Below are 16,853 nucleotides of genomic sequence, written 5' to 3' on the forward strand. Positions count from 1 at the left end.
CGCTATCCATTGTAATGGCGCTTTTCGCGTCAATGTCTAAATTACCTTGCCCAGTTCCAGCGTTTAGAGCTTGAATAGTCATTGTTTTTGCCCCAGCATCATGGGCTGTCATTGTTAAATTTAAATTTTTATCAGTGCTTATTGTTGCTGAAGAAGTTGATGAACCATCACTGGAAAGAAAAAGAGGAAAATTTAAATTAAAACGATCATTAGTGGCATCCCATTTAAAAATTGCATCTTGTTCTGAAGGAACCACAGTCCCACGATCAAAAATAAGCTGAGAATTTAAAGTATCAGCTGTAATGTTTCCTTCATTAATTGTAATTGTATCATTTGTTGTGCTTATTGTTCCTATATTGACAAGCGATGTAGCATATATATTTCGAAATCTATTTGTTAAAGTTCCTAAATCATAGGAATCATTTGCAAATGGCACTAATTGCCCCACTACAGTAGTTGATCCTTCAGTTGTTCCTGCAAAATTTGTAGTTGTTAAAGAATCGTGATTTGTTTGAACTATTGCACCAGCAACACTTCTTAAATTACTTCCAGCGCCTTTTAATTTATTATATGAAGAACTAATTTTTCCTCCAACCCCTGTTACTTTAATATCATCAACTGTTGAAATAATAATGGATCGAGTAATAGTTGTTACACCAGAAATACCACTATGAACAATACCTGTGGCTACTCCAGAAATATTTACTTGATTAATAATCGGCGACCCAGTTGTAATATTAATACCTGTAGCTACGCCTATTCCAGCCCGAGTAATGTTTACATTATCAATAGTTAAATTTCCTGCACCTACATTAATAACATCAATTCCTATAACATCGTTTGTTACTTCAAGAGTTACTTTTTCTAAACGTCCTGTATTAACAGTAGCAGTTGCATCAATTAACGATACAGTTGGCGCGTTTGATTTGATAATAACAACCTCTGGTCCTGCTCCAATAATATCAACATAATCCTTCATTGCAACATTTTCTTCATAAGTCCCTGGTTTAACCTCAATTAAATATCTTTTTGTTGGTCCATTATCAGTAATTGAATCCAAGCCTTGTTTAATAGTTGAATAAATACTACCTCCCTTTGCCACAACAATTGTCTGCGCATATAAGGAAGAGGCACCACCAAATGTAACCACTCCAGTTACATCTAAATTTCCACCAATTGTTGTATTTCCTATTACATTTAAAGTACTATTTACTTTTATTGGCGCATTAAAAGTAGAAGTTGCATTCACTTTTAATGTATTACTTGAGCTATTTCCTAAAGTAGCAGAGCTAGCTACGCCTAAATCTCCTATACTAGCACTGGAAGAAACACCTATAGAATTAAAAAAACTATGGCCTGACACATTTAATCCTCCGCTATATATACTTCCTGTGCTAATACTTTGTGGAGAAAAAGTTCCATTAATTGAAAGATTACCACCAATATTTACATTGCCAGTTGTAGATAATCCATTTAAATTTGTTTGTGCACTAACGAATAAATCCTTTCCAATGTTTACATTTCCCTCTAAAATAGATTGCCCCTTTGTTGTCATTTTACCAATAACATCTAAATTGTTTCTTGCAATAATATCTTTATCAGCAATAATATCACCTTTTACAAAAACATCTCCTGATTCAGCGCTAACAATAAATTTATTATTTCCTAACACTAAATCTCCAGCAACATTTAAAGCTGACAACAAAGAGGTTAATCCTTTTACTTCTAAAGTATTTAATACTGCTTTTCCTTTAACATTTAATACGCCTTTAATTGTTCCGTCTGAACTAACTTCCAATTTTTTTACAGCAATATTATTTAATTTACTATCTCCATTAACAGTTAATTTGTCTATTATTGTGGCTGAATTTAGTCTTGCTAAATTACCATTTAAATTAGTTATCTCACCTGAAGAAGCAGATAATTTAGATAATTTACCGGTTTTGTCAATATTAAAAATTTCTGTTCCATTTTCATTTATTGCTGAAATAATTTTCCCTTGACCATTTTGAATAATTGTAATTCCTGATTTATTTTCATTTGATGGAACTTCAAAATAAGCAGCATTTTGTACTTCTAAACTTCCAGTAACTAACAAATCCCCATTTGAAGTTTTGTCATGTTTCATTTCTCCAGTACCAATTTTAACTGAATATCCAGATGCTGGCTGTAAAATAATATCTTCATCCTTTGATTGAATAATTGAAAAATTATAAATTGCACCATCTTGATTTAAGTTTACTATATTGCCTTGTTTGCCTAAATTTATTATTCCATTTAATTCTTCAACAGGAACAACTGAAATAGGAACAATTATTTTTTCTTCTTCTTTTTTAGGTGTAAAAAAATCCTTTATTGCATCAACAACTCCTTTTTTTTCTTGTTTTTCTGGCTCTATTTTTATAGGTTCATTAATTGTTTCAGAAGGAATAACAACAGGAGCTGTAACAGAAGGTTCTGTTTTTATTTCTTGTTTATTTTCTTTTTTTGGAAAAATAAAAAGATTTTTTATTTTATCTTTTATTCCTTTTAGCTCTACTTTCTTTGGTTCTATAATTTCTTCTACAGGAACCGCAATTGGAGATTCTATTTTTGTTTCTGGAATTGCTGGCACATTTTTTTCTTCTTCTTTTTTTGTAATTTGTTTAAATAAATTTTCTATTATTTCTTTTATACCCATCTTTTCTATTATTTCTTTTGAACTAATTGGAAATGGAATAGCTTGAACTTTATTTGGAGCAAAAGAAAAACAAAAAAAGCCTGCTATTACGATTAAAATCATCGAAATGCAGACCTTTTTAGAAAATAAAAAAACTTCTGTATTTTTTAGAAATACAAAAAATTGTTTTTGAGTTTTAAGTTGTTCTCCTTTTTTAAAATCCATAATTTAAATAGTTCATAATTTATGGATTATGAATTTATTAATAAAATTTTATAATTTCATTTTTATTTTTAAATTCACTTAAATTATTAATTTATAATAATTCTTTTAAATGGCTTTGTCAATTTAAAAAATTAATTTAAATAATAAAATTTCTTAAAAATATTTTTTATTATTTTTAAAATTATTTTCGCCAATTTAAGCTTAAAAAAATAATATATAAAAATAGAAAATACTTTTTTAATTTTTTCACAACACTTATCCACATTAATTTATACTTAAATTAAATAAAAACTAAAAAATCCATTAATTTTATTCACACCTTATCCACAATATTTTTATATATTAAAAGGAGCAGATAAATATTCTGCTCCTTTTATATTTTAACATTTCTATAATTTTTCTTACTTATTAAAATTCACATCTTCGTTCATATCTTCTCCTGTTGGTTCTACTTTACAAATAATTCGCTCTTTTATAAAACTTTGCCAAATTTGTAAACGTGTTTTTTTATCTATTTTTAAAGCATCTTTCCCTGCTTTTTTTTGTTGCACAAAAGCATTTTTAATAGCAACATTTCGTTCTTTTGTTTTTGCAATATCCCAAGCAATAAGTAAGCTATTTTTTCTAGCTTCAAAAGAAGCTTTAATTGATGCTGAATAAACATCAACTGCTGTTTGAATTGCAATTTCGCGTTTTTCAACAGCAGCTTTTACACATTTTAAATCTTTTAATTGCACAAAAATTTCTTTTTTTATTTCTGGTTTTGATTTAATATCTGAAATTTCTTTTTTTATTATTTTTTTTATCGCTGGTTTTACTTCTTTTATTATTGATTTTGGTTTAATAGTGTCTATTATTGCTGGCTTAGAGTCAACAAGAGGAACTGTTTCTTCTGCTATAGCGCTAAATGTTATTGTAAACATAAAAACAAAAACAAATAACATTGAAATTAATATATTTTTTTTCATAAATTTTGTTAATTAAAAATTAAAATAAAAAATTATTTTTTTCGACCTTTGATTTTAAATTATCAACACTTTTTATTTTTATTCAATTTAAAAAATTTGACTTTAAAAAATAGATAGTATATAATATTAATATTATGAAAAAGAATATTCATCCAACTTATTATTCAGATGCTAAAATTATTTGCGCTTGCGGAAATAATTTTACTATTGGATCAACAATAAAAGAAATTCATGTTGAAATTTGTTCTCATTGCCATCCATTTTATACTGGAAAACAAAAATTAATCGACACAGCTGGAAGATTAGACCGTTTTAAATTAAGATCAGCTAAAAAAGAAATTTTAAACAAAAAAGTTATTGATGCAAAAAAAATAAAAATTGAACCAAAAGAAAAAATTGAAACTGAAATTAAACCTAAAGTTAAACCTGAAAAAAAAATTAAGCTTAACGTTGATTCTAAGAAAAAAAAGGAAACTAAAATTAAACCTATAAAAAAGATTGAAAAAAAATAACTAAATAAAATTTATTTACAAAAATCCTGCTTTTTATTATAAAAAATAATAGCAGGATTTTTTAGATTAATAATTATGTTAAAACAACTTCCAAAATTTCAAAAATCTTTAAACGAACTTGAACAACAATTACAAGATCCAAGCATTTTTAATGATATTCAAAAAATAAAAGAAATTTCTAAAAAATTCAACGAAAATAAAGAAATTGTGGAAAATTTTAAAAAACTTGAATCTTTAGAAAAAGACATAAATCAAAATAAAGAATTTTTAAAAACAGAAATTGATCAAGAAATGATTGAATTAATTCAACAAGAATTAAAAAATTTAGAAATAAATAAAATAAATTTAGAAATAAAAATAAAAATTTTACTTTCTCCCAAAGATCCTTTAGATGAAAAAAATATTATTATGGAAATTCGAGCTGGCGTTGGTGGAAATGAAGCAGAACTTTTTGCAGCTGATTTATTTCGAATGTATTTTCGTTTTGCTGAAAGAAAAAAATGGAAAACAAATCTTATTGATTCTAATAAAACAGAAATTGGAGGATTTAAAGAAATTACTTTTGAAATTACAGGCAATAATGTTTATTCTCAACTAAAATATGAAATAGGAGTTCATCGTGTTCAAAGAGTTCCTGAAACAGAAAAACAAGGACGAATTCACACTTCTACTGCAACTGTTGCTGTTTTGCCTGAAGCAGAAGAAATTGATATTAAAATTGATCCAAAAGATTTACGCATTGATGTTTTTTGTTCAGGCGGTCATGGCGGACAAAATGTAAACAAGGTTTCAACAGCAGTCAGAATAACTCATTTACCCACAAATATTGTTGTTTCTTGTCAAAATGAACGTTCACAACCTCAAAATAAAGAAAAAGCTTTTACTGTTTTACGTTCTCGACTTTTGGTGTTAGAACAAGAAAAAAAACAAAAAACCTTAACAACTGAGCGAAAAAGTCAAGTAGGTACTGGCGATCGTTCAGAAAAAAATAGAACTTATAATTTTCCACAAGATCGCATTACTGATCATAGAATAAAAAAAAGTTGGCATAATATTGCCAACATTTTAGATGGAGATTTAGATCAAATAATTATTGAACTCACAAACCAATCTTTAAATAATTGTTTATAAATGACTATAATTTAAACTTTGGCAAATTTCTTATAAAAAAGTATTTTTTTATTTTTTCCGCCCTTTCCCCCGATGAAACTCGAGAGCAGGCTCCAAAGGGAATCCAGAGAAGACTGTCATCCTCGCGAACGCGGGGATCCAGATTTAATTAAGTTATGAAACATGGATTCCCTATTTCGTGGGAATGACAACCTTCTTTGTTATTTCTATAGCAAGTTTGTCGTTGAGTTTCATTAAGAATAGAAATCTAATAAAAATGACATTTAAGAAAATTTACCAAAGTTCAGTAATAAATTTCTAAATATTAAAAAATACTTGAAGAAGTATTTTTATATTTTTAAATATTCTTCCAATGCTTCTTTATAATCACGCAATTTCGGCAATTTTGTGTTTAATAAAACTGAATTTTGTGGTCGCTTGGCTGGCCGTTTTAAATCATCACTATTAATACGATTAACTTTAATATTAATATTTTTTAATTTAAATAATTCAACAACTCCCTCATACCAAGTGCAAGAACCTAAATTTGTTAAATGATAAATGCCATACTTCTTATTTATTTCTAATAAATTTTTAGTAGCAAACGCCAAATCAGGAGTATAAGTAAAACAACTTTTTTCTCCATCAACAACATTTAATTCATTTTTTTCTTTACTTAATTTCAACATAATATTAAAAAAACTATCTTTTGCAACTTCTTTTTCTCCTTTTGGTCCAAATAATTTTGAAGTTCTAATTAAATACCACTTTAAACCTTTTCCACTTAATTCTATAATTTTTTTTTCACCAAAAAATTTAGTTTTACCATAACGATTAATTGGATCTGGCAAATCATCTTCGCTATAACCATTTTCTTTATTTCCAGAAAAAACATAGTCAGATGAATAATGAATTAAAATAGCTTTTACATTAAAAGCAGCTTCTGCTAAAAATTTTACACCATCAATATTTATTTTTTTAGCTAATTCATATTCCTCATCGCTTTCCTCACATCTATCAACAGCATTATAAGCTGCAGCATTAATAATTACATCAGGCTTTAAATTATTAACTTTTTTTAAAATTAACTCTCTATCTGTTATATCAACCTCTGCTCTATCCCAGCCTATTACTTCATTTCCATTGGAAAAAACCTTTACTAATTGTACTCCCAAATTTCCTTTTGAACCAAGTATTAATATTTTCATAATAAAAATAATTAATTATTTATTTTTTCAGAAATTACTTTTTTAAATTCCTCATAATCCTCAATATAATCTGAACGATTTGAATTATAATTTGTTGAGCTTAAAGCTAATAAAATTACATCGGAAGAAAGATCTTTAAAATGATGCCAGACATATTCACTTACATAAAAAGCAGATATTGGCGCTTCAAATTTAAACTCTTCTAATCCATTTCCTTTATCAATCACAGCTACACAACTACCTTGAATCATAATAAAAAACTCTTCTTCAATTTTATGACAATGCGCGCCAGTATTTCCAATCGGTTTTGTGATAAAATAAACTCGTTTCACTTCAAAATCAATATAATCTTTTAATTCCACTGGCCTCATTAAAAAATGAGGTGCTTGAATTTTCTTTAATTCAAATTGTTGAAAATTTATTTTCATAGTTTTTTAAATTTAAAAAATTTTAATTTGATCGTTCTAAAGGTTTTTCAGATTTTGCACAAAAATTATCCATAAATTTATTCATTTCATCTTTTTTTTCTAACAATTTTTCTACCCACTCTATATTTTTTAAATACCATTCAACTGTTTCTTTTAATCCTTGTTCAAATTTTTCTCTAGGATAATCAGAAGTCCAACCAAGACTTCTAATTAAGCTCGCATCAACAGCATAACGTCTATCATGTCCCGGACGATCAGTTACATATTCAATCATCTCTTCGTTCTTGTCCATAATTTTCAAAATCATTTTAGTTATTTCTAAATTATTTCTTTCATTGTCAGAACCAATATTATAAACTCTGCCGGGCTCGCCTTTTTCTAACATTAAAAGTAAAGCCTTAGCATGATCATTAACATGAATCCAATCACGCACATTTAAACCATCTCCATAAACAGATACTTTTTCGTTTTTTAATAATTTAAAAACAAAAAATGGAATTACTTTTTCTGGAAATTGAAATGGCCCATAATTATTTGAACAATGTGTAACAATAACAGGCACTTTATGAGTTTTAAAATATGCCCTGCACATTAAATCACCACCAGCCTTAGCAGCAGCATACGGCATATTTGGTTCAATTGGAGTATTTTCTGTAAATAATCTCTGCTCATCTAATTCTAAAGCTCCATAAACTTCATCAGTTGAAACATTTACAAATTTTTCAATTCCATTAGTACGTACCGCATCAAGAATCATTTGCACTCCCAAAGTATTGGTCAATACAAAATCCTTTAAACCACCATGAATAGAACGATCAACATGGGTTTCTGCGGCAAAATTTATAATATGTGTAATACTATTTTCTACAATAATTTGATTTAATTTTTCCAAATCAATAATATCACCTTGAATAAATTTATAATTTAAATTATTTTCAATGTCTTTTAAATTTTCTAAATTCCCGGCATATGTTAATTTGTCATAATTAACAATTTTATAATCTGAACGTTTTTCTAAAATATAATGAATAAAATTAGAGCCAATAAATCCAGCTCCACCACAAACAAGTAATCTCATAAATTTTTTATATTAATAGTTAAGGTTCATATGAAATGAGAGACCCCATTTCTTGATTTTTCGTTAATTTTGAATTTAATTTTTTTGATAATATTTTCTTTTTGATCTTTTTCAAATAAAACTGTTAACATTTCGGTTTTAAGATCCCATTTGGATAAAGTAAATAAATTAATATACTCTTTTGGCAAGTTTATTTTTTCATTTAGTATGTTAATTTCACCTTTTTCTTTTTCCTTGTTCTCATGAACTTTCCGAATGAAATAAATTTTTGGAATAAGTTTATTTTTAATAATTTGTTCAAAATTATTTTTATTGAATTTTGATCGATTTAAACTTGACACAGTAAATAATTTTAATTTTTCATCTACATCATCAATAGAATTAAAAATAAATTTATTCCAGAAATTTTTAGCAAAGACTGAATTTGATCCTTCCACAGAACCATTATTCCATGGACTGCGAGGATTGGTAAAAATTGGTATTACTTTCATCCAAAATAACATTAACACAACTTTGCTTAAACTCCTTTTGCCAGAAGCGCTGCCAATAAATGCTAATCCATTGTCCATTTTAAATTCATCAGGAATAAAGAAATTATCACAGAACCATTTAATTCCTTTTCTGGCATATATGCTGGTTTGCGCGGGAATACGCTTAAATTGTCTTAATTTTAGCTTTTTGCAGGAAAATGATATAAAGTTAAGTGGTTGGGTTCGTCCTTTAATAACACGTTCCAAAAAATCTATTTCAACAATAACTGATCCTATATTTTCTATTAATGTTTTTGGATAATGCTGATATACAGAATTTCCTTTTACTTTCTTTTTATGAGTTTTTGACAACCCTGAATCTTTTAAAGTCTTCTTAATAAACGACAGATTTATTTTTTCTTTGTTGCTGTAATCGCTATTTTTAATTTTATCTAAAACTGTTTCTGAGCCAATGTAAAATTCTTTATTTGATAGTTCAAGTTCTTTTCTAATTTTTATCACCAGCTGTTTATCTGATTCAACGTGAATTCTTGGTTTTCCTTTTTTCCAATCCCTTTTATCATCTTCAAAATTTTGATCTTTATTTTGTGTCCAAGTAGAAACGAAATTCCAAGACAAATTTTCTTTTTTAACTATTTATTTTTTTAAAATCTTTTTTTAAAAAACATTTCGTTTATTTTCTTTCTTAATTTAATCAATTTTTCTTTGTTCATACGATTGATAGATTAATAATTAGTTATCTTATTAGTCTACCAATTTAATAAACAAAGTTAAAGTTAGGGGTCTCTCATTTCATATGAACCTTAACCGTTAATAAATAAAATTAAAATTATTTTTGTGTTTTTATGTAAATCTTTCGTGGATTTTTTTCGAAAAAATGTTTGAACATATATCTTAATGAATCAACAACATGTTGTCTTAAAACCCAGTTTTTAAAAAATTGTTTAAAACCACCAGCGCTTACTCGTTTTCCATCAGCATATACTTGAGTTTCTGGATAATATACAACTCTTTTGCCTCTTTTCCACACTTGATAGCAAAGTTCAACATCAGACATAAAAAGAAAATAATCTTTACATAATCCTTTAATATCATCCCATAATTCTTTTCTAATAATTACGCATGAAGATTGAAGCCAATCAACATCTTGGATTTTTGAATAATCCAAATGTTGCATTTCATCATATTCTACAAAATTTTTTAAAATAGGAATTTTTCTAAAAAATGTCCTTCTTGCTACTTGAATAAAAAACTTTGGAAATGCCCGTACAGTCATAGCAATTACTCCATCATTATTAATTTGCTTCGGACCTAATATTCCAATATCTTTATGCTTATCTAAATAATCAACCATTTTTAACAAAGCATCTTTTTCTTTCCACATTATATCAGGATTTACAATAGCAACATATTGACCTTCTATTTCTTTATTAACTTGATTATGAGCTTTTATATATCCAACATTTTTTTGATTAATAATCACTTTTACGCATTCAAAATCTTTTAAACAATGTTTTAAAATATTAGCATTTAATTCATTACAAGAATTATCAATAACAATTATTTTAAATTGAAAATTAACTTCTTGCTCTATAATAGATTTTACATTTTCTACAACTTGTTTAGCTTTTAAATAATCAAGAATTAAAATTGTTACTTTATAATTTTGCATAAATTTATGTTTTTGCTTTAATTTTAAAATTTAATTTTTCTCCAATAAAAGTAATTTTTTTTCCAATAAACCATGCTAATTTTAAAATAAAATATTGCCAAACAGGATGCCATTTTTTAAAATATTTAAGCATTGAATCACAAAAATATTCCTGGGTTTTTCCTCTTTTAACTAATGCAAAACTTTTACCAACAAAATCAATACATTCTGTTTTCGGTGTATACATAATATCCCATCCAGCATTTTTCACTTGTTTGCAATAATCCACTTCTTCAAACCAAATAAAATATCGCTCATCAAGTCCTCCAATTTTTTCAATTACTTCTTTTCTAATCATAAAAAATGAACCACGAATAGAATCAACCACTGCTTCATTTTTATAATCAAAATCTTTATATAAATAATTATTAAGTATGCTTGGAAAAATATGCGGTAATTTTAAAGTAATTGCTAATTGATCAAAAAATTTAGGATAACGACGAACATGTAGAACTGTTTCGTTATTTTCTTTTATTAAATGACAACCAGCAACACCTGCTTGTTTATGCTCATCCATCCATTTAACCATTTTTTCAAGAGTTCCTGGCAAAACACGCATATCTGGATTAAGCAATAAAATATATCTTCCTTTAGCCAATTTTATTGCCTGATTATTTGCTTTAGCAAACCCAGCATTATAATCATTAGCTATTAAATGTACTTCTGGAAATTCATTTTTAATCATATCTACTGTTCCATCTTTTGAATCATTATCAACTGCAAAAATTTCAAATTCAATATTTTTTGTATTTTGATAAATATTATTAAAATTGTCTCTCACAAAATCTTTCACATTCCATGAAACTGTTATAATTGTTAAATCCATATTTTTTTAATCTAAATTAATATATAATTTCTAACACGACAAACTATAATTATTCCATTATTTTTTCTATATATGTTTTAATTTTTACTCTTTTTTTTATCTGATTCTTGCGCGCTTTTATTTGTTTCCTTAATTTAAAAAGTTGCCACCACTGCTTTACTAAAAATGGTTCAAAAAACAATGCAAAGGTATTACTCTTAACTTCATACCAAAATGTTTTTAATCTAATAGAAACAGGATAACTTCCATCTATCATCTTATTTAAAATAATATGATGATTTAACCAAGACCATTCTTTATATTTTTTTTGTCTCCCAATTCTTCCTTTTATAATATCAATTATGCTATTACCTTTTGCTTCAACTGACCGATCATGATGAATAGTTGCATTTGGTGTATATAAACTTTTATATCCTGCCATTTGTAATCTATAAGCTAAATCACAATCTTCTTTATACATAAACATTAATTCGTCAAAATATTCTTTTTTTCCTTCTTTGTTTAAAAAAGCAACATCCTCTAATGCATAGATATTATACATTGCAGCAGCACCAGAAGGACCAAAAATTTCAACTTCCTTATCAAATTGACCGTAATCAATTTCTCCTTGCCCACGATCAATAAAACGATGCTCTTTGGTTATTGCAATTCCAACTGTATCTATAAAATTAGTTATTCCTTTATTATCGCTCTCTTTTCTTTTAAAATTCCAACGTTTAAGTTTACAAGTAGATGAGCTATTTTGTGGAGATTTTATTATTGCATTAACTAATTCTGAAATTACATTTGATTCATAAAACATATCTACATTTGTTGCAAAATAATAATTAGCTTTTAATTCAACTGCTCTTCTAATTATTAGATTATTAGCTTTTCCAAAACCAGTATTATATCCTGGTCTTATTATTTCAATTTCTGGAAAATATTCTTTTATATATTTAATATTTAAATTATTTTCATCTTGACTATTATCAACAAAAATTAATTTAATATTTTTATAATCCTGCATTTTTACACTAGTAAAAAAATCAGGTAAATATTTTGAAGTTACATATTTTTCATCTAGCGAATCATAAAGAATTCCTCCAATTACAATCAAAGGTGAATTTTTTTGTTCAATTTTTATAACTTCTAATGGTCTTTGTTTGTTTTTTAAATTATAGGCAGCTTCAACAAGGCTTTCATGTGTTCCAACATCAAACCAATTACCCTCTAAAAACCCTACTTTCATTTTCCCGCTCTTAACATAAATATTATTTAAATCTGTAATTTCCAATTCTCCGCGATCGGATGGTTTCATATTTTTTATATAACCAAAAGCCTTAGAATCGTAAAAATACATTCCAATAACACACCAATTTGCTTTTGGTTGTTTTGGTTTTTCCTCTATATTAATAACTTTATTTCCTTCTAACTCAGCTATTCCAAATCTTTCTGGATCAGAAACTTGTTTTAAAAATATTTTTGCTCCTGATTCAAATTCCTGAACATCTTTAATAATATTATCTTCAATAATATTGTCTCCAAAAATAACGACAAAATTATCATCTCCAACAAATTCTTCAGCAAGACCAACAGCATAAGCCAATCCTCCAGCATGATCTTGAACTTTAAAACTAAAATTAGCATTAAATTCTTTTCCTGATCCTAATAATTTAGCAAAATCTCCAGCATTATCTTTTCCAGGTAAAATCAAAATATCAGTAATCCCAGCTCTCATTAATGTCTGAATTGGATAATAAATCATCGGCTGATTATAAACTGGCAACAAATGTTTATTAGTCACTTTAGTATTAGGATAAAGTCTTGTCCCACTACCACCTGCCAAAATAATTCCTTTCATATTTTTTTATTAATATTTATAATATAAACATTATTAATAATAATACTCTAAATTCTTTTTTTTGTCAAAAAAACTTATTCAATACAACAGTTAACTACTTTTTTAACTAGTCCGCTCAGCTTTCCCATAAATCCCTTTTTTTCTGTATCGTATATATTTAAAGCATTACCGTCGATTTTTTTAATATTTTCTTTATTAATTAATTTCATATTCAAACCCCAAAAAAGTGAGTAAAGATTATACGCTTTATCAAAAAGATCGCGCGCTTCATTTTTTTTACCCATTCCAAATTGTTTTGTCCCAACTTCCATCAAACGCATAGATGCAGCCAATAAATGTTTAGAAATACACCATTCTTCGCCTTCTGGATCTTTGACAATTTTTCTTAACAACTCGCCACGCATTGTTCTTACCTCTTGTAATAAATCAAAATATTCCGGCTTATTGGTTTTTTTAGCTGTAAAAAAAAAGTGTTCCTCAATGCTTACTAAATTCATTATAGCAATTGATAAATCTTGATCAGACGATAAATCCATTTTATCTTGCTTTTTCATTTTGTCTATTTTTTGAATAAATTCATCTAAATTTTTAATTGGATTATTGTTTGTATTTTCCATAATTTAATTTGTTAAAAATTTTGGTTTAATGGTCAAAAATGGTTGCTATAATAGTTAAATTTGCTTTAAGATTAGAATAAATATGGCTCTCCGTCGTTTATAGTAGGTAGCTCATTACGCTTGGTAAATTAAATTTTAGTTTTCCGCACTTTAAGTAAATCATTGTCATAAAATGTTCGGTGTTTCCAAAACCTCGTGCTCGTCTTTTTAAAAGTTGAATAATTGTATTTAACCCTTCCACGGCTCCACTCGTCATTCTTGATTTAAAATATTGGAGAATTTCTTTTAAAACTTCAATAATTTGTTTTTGTTTTTCAGTTTGATTTTCAGGGTTTGATAGTAATGCATATCTAAGATTTTTCATTTGCTTTTGTGTTTTATATTCTCTTAATCGCACTTTGTCTTGAGCTCGCGCAACTAATTGCATAATATGAAATCTATCAGAAGTTATTATCACATCTGGAAGTTCATTTTTAATTCCTTTCCTAAAAGCTTGTGATAAATCCGCACATACATTTTTAATATTTTCTCTTTTACCTTTATGTGCTTCAAAATCCTTAATTAGAGCCTTAATCACACTGTTATCTTTTCCTTTTGTGATAGATAAAACTTTTACTTTATCAATATCAACAAAAGTTGAAATATAATTATGTCCTTTTCTACTACTTGTTTCATCAACTCCAATGTTCTTTACAGAACTCCAATTTTCTTCAGCACGAGCTTTATTTACAAAATAATCTAAAATTCTATAAATAGTTTTATCAGATTCTCCTGTTAATTTAGCAACTGCTGTCATTGTCATATGTTGCGATAATTCTAAAACAAAAACTTCAAATAAAAGTGTAAATCCAGAATTTTTTCTAGCAAATGGTAATGATATATTTCCTATTTTATTATTTTCTTTACAATAAATTCTTGGAACTTCAGCATGAATATAAGTTGGATGTTCAAAAAATCGTAAATGTTTCCAAGTTCTTTTTACTTTATCATGAACAGTATGTTTTACTCCACAATATTCACAATCGTATAAGTCTCCTTTTTTGGTACTTCAAAAAATTCTATTTTTTCAACATCCCAAGGATCTTGTAATCCAAGAGCTTTTGTAAAAAGTGATTCCTTTGTAAAAATTTGTTTTTGCATATGTACAATTATACACAAAATCTTAAAATTTACCCACTATAAACGACGGAGAGCCTTATTTTATACAAATTATCCAATTCAGTTTGATGTTCAAATTCTTTTTGTTTTTCTTTTTTGCGATTGTCTTTAAATAATTCAGCAAAATTTTTAATCGCTTGATTTTTCCATAATCCGATTTGAGCCGGATGGACTTGAAAATCAGAACTGATTTGAGCGATGGTTTTATCGCCCTTAATAGCATTTAACGCTACTATTGCTTTATCTTTTGGACTAAAAGTCCTAGGTTGTTTTATCATAGATTTTCATTTTATCATTCTCTCTCATTTCTGTAAATTTTGTGTCTAGTTTTTCCCGACCATTATATGGGATTGGTCTATTTAAAAAGATTCCCTAAAACAGAAGCTGGGATTATTTTAAGACATTTAATCAGAAAATTACATGAAATAAGTAATCATAAAGACCGAACTAGATCACTAATCAAAAATGCCTTGCCAAATATGTTTTATTATTTAGATGATTCAAAAATACCAAAATCAAGCAACGGATTAGAATGCAGATTTTCTTATCTTAAAAATAATCTTAATATCCATAGAGGACTAACTAAAAAGAACAGAAAGAATTTTATTCTTTGGTATAATTATTTTAAATATAATCCGTAAAAATAGCAACCATTTTTGACCATTAAACAAATATATTGTAATTAGTGGGAAACGTAACCAAAATATGTTGATATAAATAATTTAAAAAGATTTTCATTTCTATGATTGAAACGATATTCTACTTCTTTAAGATATATGAAAATGATATTTAGAAACTCCTCGATAATTATATAGAATATGTTTTGCATAACTCTAGAATTATTCAATATCACTGTATATCTTAATTTGGATTTTCAAAACTTATTAATTTTTCCATATTTTTAACATTTCTTCATATGAAGGTGGGACTCGTAAAAGAGCTGCACTTTGTTTTATTTCATCTAATTTTTCTTCTTCCAAAAAAAAGCGGTCTCCTGCTTTTTCTAAATTAGTTTCATTTTCCAAAATGTTTTTCCTAATTGCATCCCATTCTTTTTTATCTAATGTTTTAAAAGTTTCTTTTTGGATTTCTAAAAGTTTTTTAGAATCACCAAAAAATAAACCATAATATAAAGTTTCTTTATTTTCTTTAATTTGATTTTTATTATCCACACCAGCATAGTGCTCACCACAAAGAGATAAAGAACTAGCTAAATTTATAAATCTCGTGGAAACTTCTTTGTTTTTAGCAATAATTCCCCAATCCAAATCACTTTCAGGAGTATAATACCCTTTACTTGTACTACCAAAAATAACTAAACCTATAAAATTCTCTTTATATTCTTTTTTTAATTTTTCTACAATTTTTTCAATTTTTAAAATTCTTTCAGACAATCCTTTATCAAAAATAGTGGCAAAAGAAGGTTTTTTGGTTGATAATTGCCATGCTCTATTTTCTATTTCACTTGTTCTTTCACTTTTAGCTTGAGTTGCTTCTTTCAGGACATCAGGATCTTCATTTTCAATCATTTTTTTTAAAATTGGTAAAGCTTTTTCACCTAAATTACTTAAAGCTTGAGCTACTGATATTCGGACATCAAAATGTTTATCTTTAATCATTTTTTTTAAAATTGGTAAAGCTTCTTCACCTAAATTACCTAAGGCTTGAGCTACTGATATTCTAACATCATAATCTTCATCTTCAACCATTTTTTCTAAAATTGATAAAGCTTCTTCACCAAAATTACCTAAGGCTTGAGCTACTATTTTTCTAACATTAAGATCTTCATCTTCAATCATTTTTTTTAAAATTGGTAAAGCTTTTTCACCTAAATTACCTAAAGTTTGAGCTACTGTTCTTCTAACATTAGAATCTTCATCTTCGATCATTTTTTTTAAAATTGGTAAAATTTTTTCACCAAAATTACCTAAGGCTTGAGCTGCTGATATTCTAACATCATAATCTTCATCTTCAATCATTTTTTTTAAAATTGGTAAAGCTTCTTCACCTAAATTACCT

16 protein-coding genes and 1 pseudogene are annotated in these 16,853 nt (G+C 26.9%); 3 read left to right on the top strand and 14 right to left on the bottom strand.

Annotation, left to right across the window (positions count from 1 at the left end):
• Together CVV26_02530 and CVV26_02535 are read right to left on the bottom strand one after the other, a co-directional pair.
• The coding region (locus CVV26_02530; GenBank protein ID PKL72199.1) for a hypothetical protein at positions 1-2,884 on the bottom strand (2,884 nt) is incomplete at its 3' end.
• Between the two features lie 401 nt (positions 2,885-3,285).
• Entirely contained in the window at positions 3,286-3,852 is a 567-nt protein-coding gene (locus CVV26_02535; protein ID PKL72200.1) for a hypothetical protein, read from the bottom strand.
• Positions 3,853-3,986: 134 nt separating this feature from the next.
• On the opposite strand from CVV26_02535, the gene CVV26_02540 reads away from it, so the two are divergent.
• On the top strand, positions 3,987-4,364 hold the full coding sequence (locus CVV26_02540; protein ID PKL72201.1) for a 50S ribosomal protein L31: 378 nt from the start codon (positions 3,987-3,989) through the stop codon (positions 4,362-4,364).
• Positions 4,365-4,439: 75 nt separating this feature from the next.
• Positions 4,440-5,495, top strand: a complete 1,056-nt coding sequence (locus CVV26_02545; protein ID PKL72202.1) for a peptide chain release factor 1 — start codon at positions 4,440-4,442, stop codon at positions 5,493-5,495.
• A gap of 329 nt (positions 5,496-5,824) precedes the next feature.
• On the opposite strand, the gene rfbD is transcribed toward CVV26_02545, so the two are convergent.
• The 11 genes and pseudogenes from rfbD to CVV26_02600 all read right to left on the bottom strand — a co-directional run bounded on the left by rfbD (position 5,825) and on the right by CVV26_02600 (position 15,112).
• Positions 5,825-6,682, bottom strand: a complete 858-nt coding sequence (gene rfbD, locus CVV26_02550; GenBank protein ID PKL72203.1) for a dTDP-4-dehydrorhamnose reductase — start codon at positions 6,680-6,682, stop codon at positions 5,825-5,827.
• An 11-nt stretch (positions 6,683-6,693) separates the two neighbouring features.
• The gene (locus CVV26_02555; protein PKL72204.1) at positions 6,694-7,110 is read right to left on the bottom strand and encodes a dTDP-6-deoxy-3,4-keto-hexulose isomerase; all 417 of its coding nucleotides are present in this window, start codon (positions 7,108-7,110) and stop codon (positions 6,694-6,696) included.
• Between the two features lie 22 nt (positions 7,111-7,132).
• The gene (gene rfbB, locus CVV26_02560) at positions 7,133-8,188 is read right to left on the bottom strand and encodes a dTDP-glucose 4,6-dehydratase (protein ID PKL72205.1); all 1,056 of its coding nucleotides are present in this window, start codon (positions 8,186-8,188) and stop codon (positions 7,133-7,135) included.
• Between the two features lie 26 nt (positions 8,189-8,214).
• Entirely contained in the window at positions 8,215-9,297 is a 1,083-nt protein-coding gene (locus CVV26_02565; GenBank protein PKL72206.1) for a hypothetical protein, read from the bottom strand.
• 211 nt (positions 9,298-9,508) lie between these two features.
• Positions 9,509-10,351, bottom strand: coding sequence for a glycosyl transferase family 2 (locus CVV26_02570; GenBank protein ID PKL72207.1), 843 nt, complete (start codon positions 10,349-10,351; stop codon positions 9,509-9,511).
• Between the two features lie 4 nt (positions 10,352-10,355).
• Positions 10,356-11,216 (bottom strand): hypothetical protein, encoded by an 861-nt coding sequence (locus CVV26_02575; GenBank protein PKL72208.1) that lies wholly within the window; start codon positions 11,214-11,216, stop codon positions 10,356-10,358.
• 49 nt (positions 11,217-11,265) lie between these two features.
• Positions 11,266-13,059 carry a hypothetical protein gene (locus CVV26_02580; GenBank protein ID PKL72209.1) on the bottom strand — a complete coding sequence of 598 codons (1,794 nt, stop codon included), beginning with the start codon at positions 13,057-13,059 and terminating at the stop codon, positions 11,266-11,268.
• Between the two features lie 74 nt (positions 13,060-13,133).
• Positions 13,134-13,676: a hypothetical protein gene (locus tag CVV26_02585; protein PKL72210.1), complete on the bottom strand. Its 543-nt coding sequence runs from the start codon at positions 13,674-13,676 to the stop codon at positions 13,134-13,136.
• A gap of 97 nt (positions 13,677-13,773) precedes the next feature.
• Positions 13,774-14,478: a hypothetical protein gene (locus tag CVV26_02590; protein ID PKL72211.1), complete on the bottom strand. Its 705-nt coding sequence runs from the start codon at positions 14,476-14,478 to the stop codon at positions 13,774-13,776.
• Positions 14,479-14,574: 96 nt separating this feature from the next.
• Positions 14,575-14,697, bottom strand: a pseudogene (locus tag CVV26_02595) (ISL3 family transposase).
• A 148-nt stretch (positions 14,698-14,845) separates the two neighbouring features.
• Positions 14,846-15,112, bottom strand: a complete 267-nt coding sequence (locus CVV26_02600; GenBank protein PKL72212.1) for a transposase — start codon at positions 15,110-15,112, stop codon at positions 14,846-14,848.
• A 66-nt stretch (positions 15,113-15,178) separates the two neighbouring features.
• On the opposite strand from CVV26_02600, the gene CVV26_02605 reads away from it, so the two are divergent.
• Positions 15,179-15,475, top strand: a complete 297-nt coding sequence (locus tag CVV26_02605) for a hypothetical protein (protein PKL72213.1) — start codon at positions 15,179-15,181, stop codon at positions 15,473-15,475.
• A 243-nt stretch (positions 15,476-15,718) separates the two neighbouring features.
• Here the strand turns inward: CVV26_02605 and CVV26_02610 are convergent.
• On the bottom strand, positions 15,719-16,853 hold a 1,135-nt coding region (locus CVV26_02610), incomplete at its 5' end, for a hypothetical protein (GenBank protein PKL72214.1).

The organism is Candidatus Kuenenbacteria bacterium HGW-Kuenenbacteria-1 (genome assembly GCA_002839745.1).
In the GTDB taxonomy this organism is placed as follows: domain Bacteria; phylum Patescibacteriota; class Patescibacteriia; order UBA2591; family PGYQ01; genus PGYQ01.